Below are 17,084 nucleotides of genomic sequence, written 5' to 3'. Positions count from 1 at the left end.
ACAGCGATCGAAGGCCGGGGCAGCTGGCCGCGAAGAGTCCGCAACACCCTGCGCCGCGGTATCAGGCCGGACTCCGCGCCCCCCTCCCGGATGCGGCGGGGACGGACCTGGCTGCCGTACCTGTTGATCGTGCTGGCTGCGGCCGCCAGCATCGCCGGCCTGGCCGTGCGTCCCGCCACCGGCGCCCCGCAGGACACCGCCGACTACGTCATCCTCGCCGGCGCGGCCGGCTTGCGCTGGGAGGACCTCGACCCGCAGCGCACCCCAGCCCTCTGGCAGGAGGCCACCCGCGGATCGATCGGCTGGCTCTCGGTGCGGTCCGCCCACTCCACCACCTGCCCGGCGGACGGCTGGCTCACCCTCGGCGCCGGCAACTACTCGATCTGGGCGAACACCCGCGTCACCGGGCAGTGTCCGCCCGTGCAGCCCACCCTGACCCAGCCTGACGCGCTCGGCGCCAATCTGCCGGAGCTGGGCGGTGTCGTGCGCGGCAATCAGGACAACCAGCCGTACGGCGCCCTGCCGGGTGCGCTCGCCGAGTCCGTTCGGTGCACCGTGGCCGTCGGGCCCGGTGCCGCTGTCGCGGCGGCGCGGCCGTTCGGGCGCGTGGACCGGTACGCGGCCACGCTTCCCGAGGATCCTCGGAGCCTGCTCTCCTACTGTGTGCTCAGCGTGGTCGATCTGGGCACGATCACCGGTTCCGGCGCCGCGCGGCAGTCGCTGGTCGCCCAGGCCGATGCCACCTTGGCGCGGATCGTCGCCGCGCGGCCCGAGCGGTCGCTGATCATGGTGGCGGGGGTTTCCGACACCGACACCACCTCGCGGCTGCATGTGGCGATCGCCGAGGGGCCGGGCTGGCAGGGTGGCTGGCTGACCTCGGCCGGCACCGGTCGGGACGGCTATCTGCAGCTTGTCGACTTCGCGCCGACCGTGCTCACCGCCTTGGGGCGGCCCTCGCCGGAGGGGCGGTTCAGTGGCTTCACCGCGCTGTCGGTTCCTGGGCGGACCGCTGATCCGGCCGAGGCCGTCGGGGGCGAGAACAATGCCGACAAGCGGGCCGGGGCTCAGCTCGGCATCGCCGGGACGTTCTTCACCGGGCTGGCCGCCGTACAGTTGCTGATTTTTCTGCTCGCGGTGCCGTTGATGATCCGGGCCCGGCGGCATGCCGGGCCGACCGGGCCCGCGGCCGCGCCGCGGCTGCTGGTGCTCGGGGCCGAGGTGCTGCTCATCGCGGTGGCGCTGGCCATTCCCGCCGCCCTGCTGGCCGACGCGGCGCCCTGGTGGCGGGCCGGGCGGCCGGGCATTGTGTTCGCCCTGCTGACCTTTGCGTTGATGGTGCTGGGCACTGCCGCGGTCCGGCTCGCGCCGCGCTATCCGCGCACGCTGTGGCCGATGGGTGTGGTCTGCGCGGTCGGTGCCGCCGTGGTCGGGTTCGACCTGCTCACCGGCGCGCAGTTGCAGCTCAACGGGGTCGCCGGTTACTCGGCGATCGAAGGGGCGCGGTATTCCGGGGTGGGCAGCGTCGGCCTGGGGGTCTTCGTCGCCGGCATGTTGTTCCTGGCCGGCTGTGTGGCGCAGTGGGTGCGCCGGCCCTGGCGGCCCGTTGTGGTCGTGATGGTCGGCGGGCTCGCCGTCGTGATGGTCGGCAGCCCCTACCTGGGCGCCGATCCGGTCGGCGCGATCGCCGTCACCGCCGGGGTGTGCGTCGCCGCGGCGATCAGCACCGGCGGCTGGCTCACGTTCCCGCGTTTCGCCTGGGCGGCGCTCGCCGGGCTCGCGGTCACCATCGGCTTCGCCGTGCTGGACCTGCGCCGGCCCGAGCTCGAGCAGGGCAGCCTGGGGCGGGCCCTGACGGCCCTGGGCGACGGTACGGCGGGCCCGGCCATCCAGCGCGCGGCCACCTCCAACGGTCACGCTCTGGACAGCCCGTTGACGCTACTGGCGGTGATCGGCGTCCTCATGCTGGCCTTCAGCCAGTTCTCGCCGTGGGGTGGCCTCAACCGGGTCTTCGGGCTGCACCCGGCCCTGCGCGCGGCCCTCGCCGGCACCACCGTCGCCACGATGATCGCCGGAGTGCTCGGCGGGGCGGCGTTCGCGGTCGCGGGTGCCGCCGCGGCGGTGGCCGTACCGTTGGCCGTGCTGACCACCTTGCGGGTGCTGGGACACGCCGCCGACCGCACCCGGCCCCAGGGCGGCACCGACGGTCCCGGCGGTCCCGGCCTGTCGATGCGACCCGGCCCCGTGCCACCGCCCGCGGGCGACAAATCCGACTCTGCGGGCGTGACCGTGCGTCAGCTCTGACCCGGACACGCGTGACGACCAGCCCGAACGTGCGCGCGCCGGCGATGGTGTTACCGTGGAATCCCGTGGATGGCGCGATCTACCGATGAGGGTTGAGCGCCGGTCTGCACGATCGCATCTGACCGACCACGGGAGCAGGCCTTGGCTGCAACATCACGCGAGACGCGGCACATCTTCGTCACCGGGGGCGTCGCCTCCTCGCTGGGCAAGGGCCTCACCGCCTCCAGCCTCGGCAATCTGCTGACCGCTCGGGGACTGCGGGTCGTCATGCAGAAGCTCGACCCCTACCTCAACGTCGACCCCGGCACGATGAACCCGTTCCAGCACGGCGAGGTCTTCGTGACCGAGGACGGCGCCGAGACCGACCTCGACGTCGGGCACTACGAGCGGTTCCTGGACCGGGCGCTGGCCGGCAAGGCGAACGTCACCACCGGCCAGATCTACTCCTCGGTGATCGCCAAGGAGCGGCGCGGCGAATATCTCGGCGACACCGTGCAGGTCATCCCGCACATCACCAACGAGATCAAAGAGCGCATCTTCGCGATGGCCGATCCCGACGAGTACGGCCGCACCCCCGACGTCGTCATCACCGAGGTCGGCGGCACCGTCGGTGACATGGAGTCGCTGCCGTTCCTCGAGGCGATCCGCCAGGTGCGCCACGAGATCGGCCGCGACCACGTCTTCTACCTGCACGTCTCCCTGGTGCCGTACCTGGCGCCGTCGGGCGAGCTGAAGACCAAGCCGACCCAGCACTCGGTGGCCACGCTGCGCAACATCGGTATCCAGCCCGACGCGCTGGTCTGCCGCAGCGACCGGGAGATCCCGGAGAAGCTCAAGCACAAGCTGTCGCTCTACTGCGACGTCGACCGCGAGGCCGTGGTGGCCTGCCCGGACGCGCCCAGCATCTACGACATCCCCAAGGTGCTGCACCGCGAGGGCCTGGATGCGTACGTGGTGCGGCGGCTCGGGCTGTCGTTCCGCGACGTCGACTGGACCAGCTGGGACGACCTGCTCGAGCGGGTCCACCACCCGCGCCGGACGATCACCGTCGCGCTGGTCGGCAAGTACGTCGACCTGCCGGACGCGTACCTGTCGGTCAGTGAGGCGATCCGGGCGGCCGGCTTCGCCAACCACGCCCGGGTGCAGCTGCGCTGGGTGCCCAGCGACGACTGCGACACCCCGGCCGGCGCCGCCTCCGCCCTGAAGGGCGTCGACGGCATCGTGATCCCCGGCGGCTTCGGCATCCGTGGCATCGAGGGCAAGATCAACACCTCCCGGTACGCGCGGGAGAACGGCCTGCCGATCCTGGGCCTCTGCCTCGGCCTGCAGTGCATGACCATCGACGCCGCACGGAACCTGGCCGGCCTCGAGGGCGCCAACTCGCTGGAGTTCGACGAGCAGGCCCCGCACCCGGTCATCTCCACCATGGCCGACCAGGAGGACATCGTCGCGGGCAAGGGCGACCTGGGCGGCACGATGCGCCTCGGTGCGTACCCGGCGGCGCTGACCGAGGGCTCGATCGTGGCCGAGGCGTACGAGGGCACGGAGATCTCCGAGCGGCACCGGCACCGCTACGAGGTCAACAACGCGTACCGGGACCGGCTCGCCCAGGCCGGCCTGAAGTTCTCCGGCACCTCGCCCGACGGGCGGCTGGTCGAGTTCATCGAGCTGGACCGCGAGACGCACCCGTTCTTCGTGGCCACCCAGGCGCACCCGGAGCTCAAGAGCCGCCCGACCCGGGCGCATCCGCTGTTCGCGGCGTTCGTCAAGGCCGCGGTGCAGTACGCGGCCGCCGACGAGCTGCCGGTCGAGGTCGCCGACGGCAGCAAGACCGTCGCCGAGGGCGGCAAGCCCGTCGCCGACGGTGGCAAGGGCAAGGCCGGCAGGGCCGCGGTCGCGGCGTCATGACGGCCTTCGCGCACGAGACCCTCTCGCGCACCGAGCGGTACGCGGGCCCGATCTTCACGGTCTACTCCGACGAGGTCACCATGTCCGGCGGCGGCACCGCCGGGCGCGACGTGGTGGTCAACAAGAACGCGGTGGTCGTGGTCGCCCTGGATGACGTCGACCGGGTGGTGCTGATCAAGCAGTACCGGCACGCGGTCGGCAAGCGGCTCTGGGAGCTCCCGGCCGGGCTGTGCGACGTCGAGGGCGAGGACCTCGTCGTCACCGCCGCCCGCGAGCTGGCCGAGGAGGCGGACCTCAACGCCGGCCGCTTCGACCTGCTGGTGGACCTGCACCCGTCGCCCGGCTTCAGCGCCGAGAAGGTGCGGATCTTCCTGGCCCGGGAGCTGACCCCGGTGCCCGAGGACCAGCGCCACGAACGCACCGACGAGGAGGCCGACATCGAGATCGTCTGGCGCGACCTCGACGAGGCCGTCGCGATGGTGCTGCGCGGCGAGATCACCAACGCGGCCGCGGTCAGCGGGCTGCTCGCCGCCGCCCGGGCGCGCGAGGACGGCTGGGCCACGCTGCGCCCGACCGACACGCCGCCACTCTGAGCTGCGAACCGGTACGCCCGCCCGGCGGGCGTACCGGATCGAGGCCGGCCCGAAGCCGAAGCCGGGCCGGGCCGAAGCGAGCCCGGCCGAAGCCGGGCCGGGCCGAAGCCGGGCCGAAGCGGGCCGGGCCGGAGCCCGGCCGTCAGGCGGCCTTGAGAACGGCCTCGCCGGTCAGCTCGACCGAGCGCACCCGGTCGTCGATCTCCGAGGCGTAGTGCGCCACGATCACCTCGTCCGCCCCGCACGACGCCGCGAAGTCCTCCAGGTAGGCCCGCACCTCCTCGGGCGTGCCGGCCGCCGTGTACTTCGTCATCGCGGCCAGCTGGCGCCCGTTCGGTGAGGCCAGGAACGCGTCGATCTCCGCGTCGGTGAAGTTGGTGCCGACCGCGCCCCGCGAGATCATCGCCCGGGTCCGGGCCCGGTATGCCACCGTCATCTGCCGGACCGCCTCGTCGTGGTCCTCCGCCGCGAAGACGTTCGCGCCCGCGATCACGTACGGCTGCTCGAGCTGCGCGGACGGCTGGAACGTCTCGCGGTAGATCTCCACCGCCTGGTGCAGGTGGGCCGGGGCGAAGTGCGAGGCGAACGCGTACGGCAGGCCGAGCTGGGCCGCCAGCTGCGCGCCGAACAGCGACGAGCCGAGGATGTACAGCGGCACCACCTCGGGCGCCCGGGGCACCGCCTGGACGCCGGGGACGCGGGTCTTGCCGCTGAGGTAGCCCTGGAGCTCCAGCACGTCCTGCGGGAACGAGTCCGCCGACGTGGGATCACGCCGTAGCGCCAGCATCGTGTTCTGGTCGCTGCCCGGCGCGCGGCCCAGGCCCAGGTCGATGCGGCCGGGGAACAGGGTGGCCAGGGTGCCGAACTGCTCGGCGATCACCAGCGGCGAGTGGTTGGGCAGCATGATCCCGCCCGCGCCGAGCCGGATCGTGTCGGTGCGCGCGGCGATGTAGCCGATCAGCACGCTGGTGGCCGACGAGGCGATCGACGGCATGTTGTGATGTTCGGCGTACCAGACGCGCCGGTAGCCGCTGCGTTCGGCGGCGCGGGCGACGGCCACGCTGGCCTCGAAGCTCTCCCGCGCGGCCTGGCCGGCGGTGATCGGGGCGAGGTCGAGCAGGGCCAGGGGCAGGGGAGAGGCAGCCATCCGTGAATCCTCCGTCGTGGTGGTCGCACCGCCAACCGGCTGCGACCAGGCGTGACGACCGCCACGGGAACTCGGCGGCGCGAGCGGACAGGAAGTGGTTGTGAACCCATCCCAGCGAGCCCGGATCCGCGCCGGCGATCCTGTGACGTTCGGGCAGCTCTTCGAGGACCATGCGCAGGCGGTGTACCGGCACGTGGTGCGGAGCACCGGCAACTGGAGCGCGGCCGAGGACATCGTGTCGCTGACCTTCCTGGAGGCGTGGCGGCTGCGCGGCAAGCTGCGGCCTGACGGTGACAGCGTGCTGCCCTGGCTGCTCGGTATCGCCGTCAACGTGCTGCGCAACAACCGGCGTGCGGCCCGCCGGCACGCCGCCGCGCTGGTCCGGTTGCCACCGGCCGAGGCGATGCCGGACTTCGCCGACGAGCTCGTCAACCGGATGCGGGACAGCGAGCAGCTGGCCGCCGCGACGGCCGCCCTGGACCGGCTGCGGCCGGCCGAGCGGGAGGTGTTCACGCTCTGCGTCTGGTCCGGGCTCGACTACGCGCAGACCGCGGAGGCACTGGGCGTACCGGTCGGCACGGTCCGGTCCCGGCTGTCCCGGGCGCGGGCGAAATTGCGGGAGCTGACCGCGGAGCCGGGCCGGCCGGCCCCCGGACCGGGCAGCGGACAGGAACACCTCGGCCGTAGCGATGCGGCCCGATCGAACCAGGAGCACAAGCGATGAAGCAGTCACCACGGCTCGATCCGGCCGAACGGGCAGAACTGGCGCGCCTGCTGCCGCCCCCGGGGGACCCGGAGCTGAGCCGCGTCCGGCACCGCCTGCTCAAGGACGCGTTCCTGCAGCACGTGGCCGAGCCTCCGGCCGTACGGTCCGGTCCTCGGTTCGCCCTGCTCGCCGCGCCGGTCGCGGCCGCGGTGCTGGTCGCGGCGATCATCGGGGTGGCGGTGCTCAACGGTCGTACGGGCAGCGGAGCGACCACCGGCGCGGATTCGCGCGTGGCGGTCGCCGCCGGCGACGCGACCGGCGTGGCGCTGCTGATGGACCGGGTGGCCGCGGTCGCGGGCCGGGAGCCGTCGGTGCCGCTCAACCAGGGCCAGTACGTCTACGTCAGAAGCCGGGTGGCCTGGCTGATGATCAACGGAGATCCCGGCTCCGATCAACAGGAGATCAGTGCCGCCAACTCCGTCCTCGACCGGGTGCACGACCGCGAGATCTGGCTGCCCGCGACGCGGGGCGACGAGGGCCTCATCCGGGAGCGGGGCGAGACGTTCGGTCTGTCCGGCGCGGAACCGAACAGCACGTACGCGGAGCTGCCCACCGATCCGGCCGAGCTGCTCAAGCGGATCTACGCCGAGACCGAGGGGCAGGACAGCGGTCCGGACACCGCCGCCTTCGGCTTCCTCGGTGACGCGCTGCGGGAGTCGTTGCTGCCCCCGGCGGTGGCCGCCGCGATCTACCGGGCGGCCGCGCGGATCCCCGGGGTGGTGCTGGTGGCCGATTCGGTCGACGCGCAGGGTCGGCACGGGGTCGCCGTGGCGCGGACCCGCGAGGACGGCGAACGGCAGGAGTGGATCTTCGACCCGGTCACCTTCGAGTACCTCGGCGAGCGTTCGTACCTGGTCAGGGACACCCCGCTGGGCAAGGCCGGCATGCTCACCGGTACGACCGCGGTCCTGCAGCGGGGCGTCGTCTCCGGCACGGGCGTGCTTCCTCGTTAGCCGGCGACCGGCTCCAAATCTTGATCTTCGCGCAACGGATCGGCAGTATCTTCCACTTGGTGGGACGGTAATCTGCGAAGCAGCCCGTCTCGGGTATGAGCCATCGACGTCTCTCCCGGAAAGGACGGTGTCGACTCATGAAGGTCGGCATTCCGAGCGAAGTCAAGAACAACGAGTTCCGGGTGGCGATCACCCCCGCGGGGGTTTTCGAGCTGGACCGGGCCGGTCATGAGGTGTTTGTGCAGGCCGGTGCGGGTGCCGGTTCGTCGATCACCGACGCCGACTACGTCGCGGCCGGGGCGACGATCCTGGCCGGGCCGGACGAGGTGTGGGCCACCGGCGACCTGATCCTGAAGGTCAAGGAGCCGATCGCTGAGGAGTACGGCCGGATGCGTGAGGGCCAGGTCCTGTTCACGTATCTGCATCTGGCGGCGTCCAAGGAGTGCACCGACGCGCTTCTGGATCGTAAGGTCACCGGGATCGCGTACGAGACCGTCGAGCTGCCCGACCGCTCGTTGCCGCTGCTGGCGCCGATGTCGGAGGTCGCCGGTCGGCTGGCTCCGCAGGTCGGCTCCTACCATCTGATGCGCTCCGGTGGTGGCCGTGGGGTGCTGATGGGTGGCGTCCCGGGCGTGTACGCGGCCAAGGTCGTGGTCATCGGCGCCGGTGTGTCCGGGATGAACGCCGCCGCGATCGCGTTGGGTATGCAGGCCGAGGTGTTGGTGCTGGACAAGAACATCGCCCGGCTGCGGGCGGCGGATGCCGACTACCGCGGTCATCTGCAGACGATCGCGTCGAACGCCTACGAGATCGAGAAGGCTGTCATCGACGCCGATCTGGTGATCGGCGCGGTGCTGGTGCCGGGCGCGAAGGCGCCGAACCTGATCTCCAATGAGCTGGTGTCGCGGATGAAGCCGGGCAGTGTGCTGGTCGATATCGCCATCGACCAGGGCGGCTGTTTCGAGGATTCGCGGCCGACCACGCACGCCGATCCGGTTTACCGGGTGCACGAGTCGATGTTCTACTGCGTGGCCAACATGCCCGGCGCGGTGCCGCACACCAGCACGTATGCGTTGACCAACGTCACCCTGCCGTACGCGTTGGAGCTGGCCAACCGCGGCTGGCGCGACGCGGTCAAGTCCGACCCGGCGCTGGCTCTGGGTTTGAACACCCACGCCGGGCACGTCACCTACGGCCCGGTCGCCGAGGCCCACGGCATGCAGGCACTGTCCCTCACCGAGGTGCTGAACTGACGTCAGACAAGCTGCGGCGGGCCGTGCAGACGTATCTCGACCATCTGTCGGTCGAGCGCGGCCTGTCCCGCAACACGCTGGCCTCGTACCGCCGGGATCTGGACCGGTATTCCGAAACGCTGGCCGCGGCCGGCGTCGGTGATCTCGCCGACGTCACCGCGGCCCAGGTCACCGGGCACCTGGCCGAGCTGCGCGCGGGGTCGCCGGAGCATCCGGCGCTGTCGGCCGCGTCGGCCGCCCGGGCCGTGAGCGCGGTCCGCGGCCTGCACCGTTTCGCCGCCCGCGAGGGTCTCGTGGCGCACGACGTGAGCCGCGAGGTGAAACCGCCGACCCCGCCGAAGCGCCTGCCCAAGGCCCTCGACATCGACCAGGTCACCCGGCTGCTGGCCGTTCCCGGCTCGCTGCGCGACACCGCCCTGCTGGAGTTCCTCTACGGCACCGGCGCGCGGATCTCCGAGGCGGTCGGGCTGGCCGTCGACGACCTGGACTTCTCCGACGACGCGGCGGTCACCCTGCACGGCAAGGGCGGCCGCACCCGGCTCGTCCCGCTCGGCCGTTACGCCCGCGCCGCCCTGGAGGCCTACCTGGTGCAGGGCCGCCCCGAGCTGGTCGTGAAGGGACGCGGCACGCCGGCGGTCTTCCTGAACCAGCGCGGGGGACCGCTGTCCCGGCAGAGCGCCTGGGCCATCCTGCACCGGGCCGCGGCGGCGGCCGGGCTGCCCGTGGAGGGCCCGCACGCCGTGTCGCCGCACACACTGCGGCACTCGTATGCGACGCACCTGCTCGACGGCGGCGCCGACGTCCGGGTCGTGCAGGAGCTGCTCGGACACGCCTCGGTGACGACCACGCAGCTCTACACCCTGGTGACAGTGGACCGGCTTCGCGAGGTGTACGCGACCTCCCACCCGCGCGCTCGTTAGAAGGTGAGCGTCAGTCCCTGCGACACGCCGAACGGCTGACCCCGGTCGGGCGGACCTTTTGGCGTACAGTCGGGCATCGGCTCCGGCTGCGGGTCGAGAGGGGGCTGGGGACGTGAGCGGAAATCATGATCGCGCTGAGGCGTGGACCAATGCCCTGCGCGATCAGCAGAGCTCGCTGGACCTCGGCGCCGACCTCGGCCCGGCCGACCCGACGGCATACACGATGCGCCGGCCGATCCCCGAGCCGATGCCGACCGACCGGCACGGCCCCGCGCGGATCATCGCCCTGGCCAACCAGAAGGGTGGCGTCGGCAAGACCACGACGACCATCAACCTGGGCGCCGCCCTGGCCGAGTACGGCCGCAAGGTGCTGCTCGTCGACTTCGACCCGCAGGGCGCCTGCTCGGTCGGCCTGGGCGTCAACCCGCACAACCTCGACCTGAGCATCTACAACCTGCTCATGCAGGACGATGTCACCGCCGAGGACGTCATCATCAAGACCGATGTGGCCGGTCTGCACCTGCTGCCGGCCAACATCGACCTGTCGGCGGCCGAGATCCAGCTGGTCAACGAGGTCGCCCGGGAGATGGCCCTGGCGCGGGTGCTGCGCACCGTGCGCAAGGAATACGACTTCATTTTGATCGACTGCCAGCCCTCGCTGGGCCTGCTGGCGATCAACGCGCTGACCATCGCGCACGGCGTGCTCATCCCGCTGGAGTGCGAGTTCTTCAGCCTGCGCGGCGTGGCCCTGCTGCTGGACACCATCGACAAGGTCCGCGAGCGGCTCAACTTCGACCTGGAGCTCGAGGGCATCCTGGCGACCATGTACGACAGCCGCACCACCCACTGCCGCCAGGTGCTGCAGCGGGTCGTGGAGGCGTTCGGCGACAAGGTCTACCAGACCGTCATCACCAAGACGGTCAAGTTCCCCGAGTCCACCGTGGCCGGCGCGCCGATCACCAGCCTGGACCCGGCCAGCTCGGGCGCCCGCAACTACCGCCAGCTCGCCCGCGAGGTCATCGCCGCCAAGGCGGAACGAGGCTAGCTTGCTCTTCGCCCTCGGCGAACCGGTCGCGTTCGTCGCGCTGGTCGGCGCCTTCCTGCTCGGCCTGCTGGTGCGGGCCTTCGCGATCCGGATCACCGCGCGCACGCTGCGCCTGAGTGAACGCCGCGACCCGGTGACCCCGCAACTGCGCGAGGACGTCGACCCGTTCGGCGCGGTCGCGGCGGCCGTGGGCGGCATGGGCTGGGGCAAGACCATCTCGGTCGACGAGGTGCCCCGCTACCACGGCCGGGGCCGCGCGGCGGCGGTCTTCGCGTCCGGGCCGGTGGCCTGCATCGTGGTCGCGCAGGTGCTGTTCCTGGCGTACGTGCTGCTCTTCCCGGACAACCTGCTGTCGGTGCTGAACATGTCCGACGTGCTGCGTGGCTTCACGCTGCCGCTGGGCGAGCAGGTGCTGCTCTGCCTGGCGGTCGGGTTGCTGGCCTTCGGGCTGCTGGCGCTGATCCCGATCCCGCCGCTGGACGGCTTCGGCATCCTGTGGTCGGCGCTGAAGCGGCCGGGGACGGGCGCGCAGCAAATGCGGCTGTGGCTCGAGGAGAAGAACCTCGGCGTGCTGATCCTGCTGATCTGCTGCTTCTTCCCGCTGAGCTACCCGTTCCTGCTGATGATCCTGGACGTGCTCGGCGTCCTCTTCCTGCGCCTGTGGGGCGGACCGGTCCCGCTCTGAGGCCGGCGGGTCAGCCGGCCGTGCCGATCCGGTACGACAGCGCGAGGATCTCCCGGAGCGCGCCGGCGTCCGCCTGCTCGACCCGCTTGAGGTAGAGGCAGCCCTTGCCGAGCTTGTGCTGCCCGAGGCGTTCCAGCGGGCTCGCGTATTCCTCCATGGCGCCGGACAGGTACAGCGTCGTCTGGGCGGCACGCGGGGAGAAGCTGACCGCGGGAGTGTCGCCCTCACGGCCCGAGTCGTAGCGGTAGTGGCGGGAGCCGAAGCCGACGATCGACGTGCCCCACAGCACCGGCGGCTCGCCGGTCACCTCGCGCAACGTGTCGATCAGCAGCGTCGCATCCCGGCGGCGCTGGTCATCGCCGATGCCGTTGATGAACGCGCCGACGTCACCCTCGGTCGCCGTCGTCTTGTTGCGGCTGTCCGCCATCGTCGTGTACCTCCCGCCGGATTTTAAGCCCGCACCGCGCGGAAAAGCGGTTGCCGCCGGTGGGTGATCTCCCGCAAGCTGCCTGCATGACGTACTGACGCGCACGACCTCGCCCTGCTAGCCGCGCCCGTACGTCTTCAGAAAGAGCACTCCTTGTCTCAGCACCAGTCTGCCTCCGTCACCGTGTTCGCCTCCGACGGGAGCTGGATCGAGTCCGACGCCGTCACGCAGTGCCACCAGGTGGCCGCCCTCGACGGCATGCTCCACGTCGCCGCCATGCCGGACCTGCACCCCGGCAAGGGCGCCCCGATCGGCGCTGCGATGGCCTCAACCGTCCTCTACCCGCACCTGGTGGGTTCCGACATCGGCTGCGGCATCGCCGTGTTCCCCGTCGACCTCAAGCGAGCCGTACCCGAGCGCCTGGCCGGCCGCTTCCCGGACCTCGACCAGCCGGTCGAGCCGGACGACCCGGCCTGGGCCTACGTGGACGCCGACATTCCGGCCGGTCACACCGAGAGCCTGGGCACCGTCGGGCGCGGCAACCACTTCGTCGAGCTCGCGCGGGTCCGCGGTGTGCTCGACGCCGGCCACGCGGCCCGGCTCCGCCTGGCCGCCGGTGACCTCGTCCTCATCGTGCACAGTGGCTCCCGCGGCCTGGGCGAGCGCATCCTGCGCTCGCACACCGAGGTGCACGGCGCCGGTCCCGCCGCCGACCCGGCGGACTACCTGGCCCGGCACGACGAGGCCGTGCGCTGGGGCTCGCTCAACCGCCGGCTGATGGCGGCCCGGGTCGCACTCGCCCTGGGGGCCACGCCCACAGCGCCGATCGTCGACGAATGCCACAACCTGGTCGAGGTCCGGGACGGGGTGTACCTGCACCGCAAGGGCGCCGCCCGCGGCGACGGCCGTGACGTTCTGGTCGCCGGCACCCGGGGCACCCCGTCGTACCTGGTGGCGGCGCACGCCGGGCCGGAGGCCAATTACTCGGTCGCCCACGGTGCCGGGCGCAAGATGTCGCGCGCCGACGCCCTGGTCCGGGGCCGGGCCAAGCACACGGTCGAGGAGCTGCGCCGGACGCCGCTGGGGTCGCTGGTGGTGTGCGGCGACCGGCAGCTGCTGTTCGAGGAGGCGCCGACGGCGTACAAGCGGATCGAGCGGGTCGTCGGGGATCTCGTCGCGCACGGCCTGGCGACGTCCGTGGCTGAGACCGTACCGGTGGTCACCTACAAGACGGCGGACCTCGGCAGCGCACCGCGGCGCGACCGCCGGGACCAGCGTCGTGGGCGGGGCCGGTCGTGAGCGAGCGTGTGCATCTGCTGCTGTCGGCCGGGCGCGGCCCGCAGGAATGCACCTGGGCGGTCGCCCAGCTCGTCCGCCGGCTGGAGGCCGGCGCCGGCCGGGACGGCCTGACGACCCAGCGGGTCGAGACCGTGCCGGGCGAGCGACCGGGGACGTTCCGCTCGGTCCTGATCCAGATCTCCGGTACGGGCGCAGCCCGGTTCGCCGCGTCGTGGACCGGCACCCTGTGCTGGCAGGCGCCCAGCCCTTACCGCACGAGCGCCGGCCGCAAGAACTGGTACGTCATCGCCGAGCCATGCGAGGTGGATGCCGCGCACACGGCCTTCGCGGAGACGGACGTCGACATCGTGGGCTGCCGCACCGGCGGACCGGGCGGCCAGCACCGCAACAAGGCGAGCACGGCCGTACGGGCCACCCACCGTCCGACCGGGATCGTCGTGGTGGTCGATACCGAGCGGCAGTTCGGCCAGAACCGCCGCCTGGCCCTGGAACGCATCCGCACGCGCCTCGAACAGGGTGACCGCGCCGCGGACCGGGCCGTCATCACCGGCCGCCACCAGATCCATGATGCATTGGTACGCGGCAATCCCACCCGCGTCGAACGGCCGGCCGACTTTCCCCAGAAATGAACAAGCGGGTCTGTCGATATTGGACCGCACCGATTAACCTACGAGCAGTTCCGCGTCGCCACGGGGGAGGCGCGGTAACTGACGGGGAGGATCCGTGCTGTTTTCCGACGGACAATCACGCCTATCGCGTCGTTACGGGACATTGGCCGCTGTCGCCGTCCTGCTCGCCGCATTCCTGCAAATCGCCTGGCCCGCCCGGCCGGCCCGTGCGGTCATCGCTACCGACCACGCCACCTTCTGGAACACCGTCCTGCTCGACACCTACCGCCAGCTGACCGGCGGTGCCGCGACGCCGACCCGGATGAGCCGGGCCGGGGCCATGGTGCACATCGCGATCTACGACGCCGCCAACTCGGTGCTCTGCGCGCGGCGGGCGGCCGACTGCCTCGGTCAGCCGTACGTGGTCAAGGTGGCCGGTGGCGGTGACTTCAACACCGCGGTGGACTACGCCGCCTATACGGTCCTGACCGACCTCTACCCGGCGTTCGCGTCGTTCTTCCAGGGCAAGCTGACCGAGGCCCAGGACGGGATCACCGCCTCGCCGCAGCAGGCCGCGGGCCGGTCGGTCGGGGAGCAGGCGGCGCGGGCCATGCTGCAGAGCCGCGCCGGTGACGGCTCCGACGCGCCGATGTCCTACACGTTCGACGGGGTCCCCGGCGCCTTCCAGCAGATCGGTGCCAGCCCGCCGGTGACTCCACAGTGGGGTGCTGTCCGGCCGTTCGCGATGACCAGCGGATCGCAGTTCCGGCCGGAAGTTCCCGCCGACGCGACGACCTACAGCGAGCTGTTGACCAGCGCGGAATACACCGCACAGTTCGACGAGGTGCGGCGGCTGGGCTCCCGCACGTCGACCGAACGGACCGCCGACCAGACCCGGGCCGCGTTCTTCTGGGCCAACGACTCCGAGGGCACCTACAAGCCGCCGGGTCAGTTGTTCTCGCACACGCAGACCATCGCCGCCGCCCAGAACGTGCCGGCCGAGTCCAAGGTCAAGCTGTACGCGCAGGTGGCGCTCGCCCTGGCCGACGCGGCGATCCTGGCCTGGGACACGAAGTACAACACGCCGGTGGACCTGTGGCGGCCGGTGACCGCCATCAACCAGGCCGACATCGACGGCAACCCGGACACCGACCGCGAGAACTGGGAGCCGCTCGGCCGGGCGACACCCAACTTCCCGGCCTTCGTGTCCGGCCACGCGACCTTCGCCTACACGTGGGCGATGGTGATGAGGCACTGGTTCGGTCGCGACAACATCCGGTTCACCGGCGGCACCGACGACCCCGACGCCGTCGTCAAGACGCGCACGTTCGCGAGCTTCACCGCCGCCGCGGACGGGAACGCACACAGCCGGCTCTGGCTCGGCGTGCACTGGCACTTCGACGCCGACAGTGTGCTCAATCCGGGAAACGAACTCGGCGAATTCACGGTCGACAACACGCTCTACTACAACACGTCCGCCACGGAGCTGTTGTATCAGCATCGGGACGGCGTCACCAATCCCTCGACGGTTTGCAACAACACCGGTCGGCAATTGTCGAATGAGCACCGGTGGGAATTCTGGCGGTGCGCGGTGAGTGGCAGTTCGTTCGACCTGTTCGTTCGCTGACGCACATTTCCGTCGCCTGTTTCCCGCGACCGGGACCGCGCTTGCCGTGGACCCGGTCGCGGACCGGCGCCTTGCAACGGTTGACGTTATATATCGCCGACCGTACTATCGCCGCGTGCAAGAACTCATGTTCCGCGATCGTGTGCTCCTGGCCGCGTACCCCGCCCGTCTGCGCCGCCGGCACGGCGCCGAGCTGATCACCACCTTGACCGAGCTCACGCAGGGTCGTCCGTCCCGCGCCGACCGCCTGCACCTAATCGCCGACGGGCTCCGCGAACGCTTCCGGCTGCCGGTGCGGCAACCGCTGGGCGTGGTCATCGCGGTGCTGGCCGCGCTGGCCGGCGGGGCGATCGGCCTGGCCGGCGGGTCCTGGGCCGGCGAGCAGACGTACCCGTCGATGCCCGCGGCGGTTCCCGCGGCCCGCCAGATCCTGGGCCCGGATGCCCGGCCCGACCGCCTCGAGCGCGAGCGTTTCGACCTGGAAGTCACCGAGCGGCTCGCCGGACCGGCCGAGGTGGAGCGCAGGGTGCGGGAGATCCACCAGCGCCTCGGCGGTACGGGCTGGAGTGTCACCCCCGTCGACGATCAATGGACCTTCTGGGCTCAGTCCGGCGGGCTGCGGGTCTCGGTGTCGGGGCTCGCCGGCCCGGACCCGTCCGTCGAGGCCCTGGGATATCCGGTGCGCCCGGCCCCATACCTGCCCCTGGTCCTCGGCGGTCTGCTGGTGGGGCTGCTGGCCGGTTGGCTCGTGGGAGCGGCTCTGGCGTACCGTTTGACGGCCTCGCGTCAGCGCGCCCCGGCCGTTGTCGTGGCGGCTCTCGGGGCGGTGACCCTGGCCGTGCCCGCCGCGCGGCTCTACCAGGGCCTGGTTGTTTTCCTGCGCCGGGACGACGGCTTCGGTGTCGGCGCGCTGGTGCACGACGCGCTCGCCTGGATGCCCTGGTCCCTGCGCGATCCGGCCGTGTTCCCGGACTCTGTCGGGCCCGGTGTGCGGACGCTGCTGGCGGGCTCGGTGCTCGTCGTGCTCGCCGTGGTGATCGCTCCCCGGCCGGGGGCCGGATCCGGCGTGCCTCAGTCGGCGGCGGGCGAGTAGCCCGGGGTCCAGCCGGAGACGTCGCAGAGCCGGCCGCGCCACAGGCAGCCGCCGCGGCCCGCGTGGTCGGGGGAGTGGATCCGGGCGTTGCGCAGGTGGATGTAGCTCGTCGGCGCCATCAGGGCCGTGTACTGCCGGTGGGTCACTTCGCCGCCGGTGTCGCGCAGCTTGACGGCGGCGTGGGCCAGGTCGGACTGTTCCTTCACGTGCTCGGCCATGCCGGTGTAGAAGGCGTCCTCGTTGTTGGTCATCTCGCTGACCTCGGCGAACCACTGCCACTGCGGGATCAGTTCGCCGCTGACCAGCAGGCCGTGCACCGTCAGGCTGAGCTGGACGCCGGGGTCCACCGGCTCGGTGAGCCGGTCCATCTGCGCGACGTAGGTGTCGAGGACCTTGTCCGGCCCACCCCAGTCGGCCCGCAATTGATCGGACACCGTGCACCCCCCGCTCAGGCTCCCC

16 protein-coding genes are annotated in these 17,084 nt (G+C 71.6%); 13 read left to right on the top strand and 3 right to left on the bottom strand.

The window, feature by feature from the left end:
- Positions 1–90 precede the first annotated feature (90 nt).
- The 3 genes from ACQP2Y_RS33040 to ACQP2Y_RS33030 all read left to right on the top strand — a co-directional run bounded on the left by ACQP2Y_RS33040 (position 91) and on the right by ACQP2Y_RS33030 (position 4,802).
- Positions 91–2,301, top strand: a complete 2,211-nt coding sequence (locus ACQP2Y_RS33040) for a hypothetical protein (RefSeq protein ID WP_433719640.1) — start codon at positions 91–93, stop codon at positions 2,299–2,301.
- 141 nt (positions 2,302–2,442) lie between these two features.
- Positions 2,443–4,209: a CTP synthase gene (locus tag ACQP2Y_RS33035; RefSeq protein WP_433719637.1), complete on the top strand. Its 1,767-nt coding sequence runs from the start codon at positions 2,443–2,445 to the stop codon at positions 4,207–4,209.
- Positions 4,206–4,802 (top strand): NUDIX domain-containing protein, encoded by a 597-nt coding sequence (locus ACQP2Y_RS33030; RefSeq protein ID WP_433719635.1) that lies wholly within the window; start codon positions 4,206–4,208, stop codon positions 4,800–4,802. The genes ACQP2Y_RS33035 and ACQP2Y_RS33030 overlap by 4 nt, the downstream gene beginning before the upstream one ends.
- A 142-nt stretch (positions 4,803–4,944) precedes the next feature.
- Here ACQP2Y_RS33030 and ACQP2Y_RS33025 read toward each other — a convergent pair whose 3' ends face one another.
- Positions 4,945–5,949 (bottom strand): LLM class flavin-dependent oxidoreductase, encoded by a 1,005-nt coding sequence (locus ACQP2Y_RS33025; RefSeq protein ID WP_433719633.1) that lies wholly within the window; start codon positions 5,947–5,949, stop codon positions 4,945–4,947.
- Positions 5,950–6,049: 100 nt separating this feature from the next.
- Here ACQP2Y_RS33025 and ACQP2Y_RS33020 point away from each other — a divergent pair, with 100 nt between their 5' ends.
- The 6 genes from ACQP2Y_RS33020 to ACQP2Y_RS32995 all read left to right on the top strand — a co-directional run bounded on the left by ACQP2Y_RS33020 (position 6,050) and on the right by ACQP2Y_RS32995 (position 11,571).
- A complete protein-coding gene (locus ACQP2Y_RS33020; RefSeq protein WP_433719631.1) occupies positions 6,050–6,673 on the top strand; it encodes an RNA polymerase sigma factor in 624 nt (207 codons plus the stop codon).
- Complete coding sequence (locus ACQP2Y_RS33015) at positions 6,670–7,668, top strand: CU044_5270 family protein (protein ID WP_433719628.1); 999 nt, start codon at positions 6,670–6,672, stop codon at positions 7,666–7,668. The genes ACQP2Y_RS33020 and ACQP2Y_RS33015 overlap by 4 nt, the downstream gene beginning before the upstream one ends.
- A gap of 137 nt (positions 7,669–7,805) precedes the next feature.
- A complete protein-coding gene (ald, locus tag ACQP2Y_RS33010) occupies positions 7,806–8,921 on the top strand; it encodes an alanine dehydrogenase (RefSeq protein ID WP_433719625.1) in 1,116 nt (371 codons plus the stop codon).
- Between the two features lie 23 nt (positions 8,922–8,944).
- Positions 8,945–9,841, top strand: coding sequence for a site-specific tyrosine recombinase XerD (locus ACQP2Y_RS33005; protein WP_433719622.1), 897 nt, complete (start codon positions 8,945–8,947; stop codon positions 9,839–9,841).
- 112 nt (positions 9,842–9,953) lie between these two features.
- Positions 9,954–10,886: a ParA family protein gene (locus tag ACQP2Y_RS33000; RefSeq protein ID WP_203774887.1), complete on the top strand. Its 933-nt coding sequence runs from the start codon at positions 9,954–9,956 to the stop codon at positions 10,884–10,886.
- Position 10,887: 1 nt separating this feature from the next.
- On the top strand, positions 10,888–11,571 hold the full coding sequence (locus ACQP2Y_RS32995) for a hypothetical protein (RefSeq protein ID WP_433719619.1): 684 nt from the start codon (positions 10,888–10,890) through the stop codon (positions 11,569–11,571).
- Between the two features lie 10 nt (positions 11,572–11,581).
- Here ACQP2Y_RS32995 and ACQP2Y_RS32990 read toward each other — a convergent pair whose 3' ends face one another.
- On the bottom strand, positions 11,582–11,998 hold the full coding sequence (locus ACQP2Y_RS32990; RefSeq protein WP_433719616.1) for a DUF1801 domain-containing protein: 417 nt from the start codon (positions 11,996–11,998) through the stop codon (positions 11,582–11,584).
- A 153-nt stretch (positions 11,999–12,151) separates the two neighbouring features.
- Here ACQP2Y_RS32990 and ACQP2Y_RS32985 point away from each other — a divergent pair, with 153 nt between their 5' ends.
- The 4 genes from ACQP2Y_RS32985 (at position 12,152) to ACQP2Y_RS32970 (ending at position 16,625) form a co-directional block, all read left to right on the top strand.
- A complete protein-coding gene (locus tag ACQP2Y_RS32985; RefSeq protein WP_433719614.1) occupies positions 12,152–13,297 on the top strand; it encodes an RNA ligase RtcB family protein in 1,146 nt (381 codons plus the stop codon).
- Positions 13,294–13,926: a peptide chain release factor H gene (gene prfH / locus ACQP2Y_RS32980; RefSeq protein ID WP_433719611.1), complete on the top strand. Its 633-nt coding sequence runs from the start codon at positions 13,294–13,296 to the stop codon at positions 13,924–13,926. The genes ACQP2Y_RS32985 and prfH overlap by 4 nt, the downstream gene beginning before the upstream one ends.
- Before the next feature lie 94 nt (positions 13,927–14,020).
- Positions 14,021–15,532 carry a vanadium-dependent haloperoxidase gene (locus tag ACQP2Y_RS32975; protein WP_433719609.1) on the top strand — a complete coding sequence of 504 codons (1,512 nt, stop codon included), beginning with the start codon at positions 14,021–14,023 and terminating at the stop codon, positions 15,530–15,532.
- 115 nt (positions 15,533–15,647) lie between these two features.
- Positions 15,648–16,625 (top strand): hypothetical protein, encoded by a 978-nt coding sequence (locus tag ACQP2Y_RS32970; RefSeq protein WP_433719606.1) that lies wholly within the window; start codon positions 15,648–15,650, stop codon positions 16,623–16,625.
- Here ACQP2Y_RS32970 and ACQP2Y_RS32965 read toward each other — a convergent pair.
- Entirely contained in the window at positions 16,604–17,059 is a 456-nt protein-coding gene (locus ACQP2Y_RS32965) for a hypothetical protein (RefSeq protein ID WP_433719605.1), read from the bottom strand. The genes ACQP2Y_RS32970 and ACQP2Y_RS32965 overlap by 22 nt on opposite strands.
- Between the last annotated feature and the right edge of the window lie 25 nt (positions 17,060–17,084).

Source organism: Actinoplanes sp. CA-051413 (assembly GCF_050955795.1).
In the GTDB taxonomy this organism is placed as follows: domain Bacteria; phylum Actinomycetota; class Actinomycetes; order Mycobacteriales; family Micromonosporaceae; genus Actinoplanes.
This window is presented reverse-complemented; position numbering and strand designations above follow the sequence as displayed.

Excerpts from the sequence above, each read along its gene's own strand:
- ACQP2Y_RS33040 (WP_433719640.1), top strand. The coding sequence starts at position 91 with ATGCGGCGGGGACGGACCTGGCTGCCGTACCTGTTGATCGTGCTGGCT.
- ACQP2Y_RS33030 (WP_433719635.1), top strand. The coding sequence starts at position 4,206 with ATGACGGCCTTCGCGCACGAGACCCTCTCGCGCACCGAGCGGTACGCG.
- ACQP2Y_RS33025 (WP_433719633.1), bottom strand. The coding sequence starts at position 5,949 with ATGGCTGCCTCTCCCCTGCCCCTGGCCCTGCTCGACCTCGCCCCGATC.
- ACQP2Y_RS33015 (WP_433719628.1), top strand. The coding sequence starts at position 6,670 with ATGAAGCAGTCACCACGGCTCGATCCGGCCGAACGGGCAGAACTGGCG.
- ald (WP_433719625.1), top strand. The coding sequence starts at position 7,806 with ATGAAGGTCGGCATTCCGAGCGAAGTCAAGAACAACGAGTTCCGGGTG.
- ACQP2Y_RS32990 (WP_433719616.1), bottom strand. The coding sequence starts at position 11,998 with ATGGCGGACAGCCGCAACAAGACGACGGCGACCGAGGGTGACGTCGGC.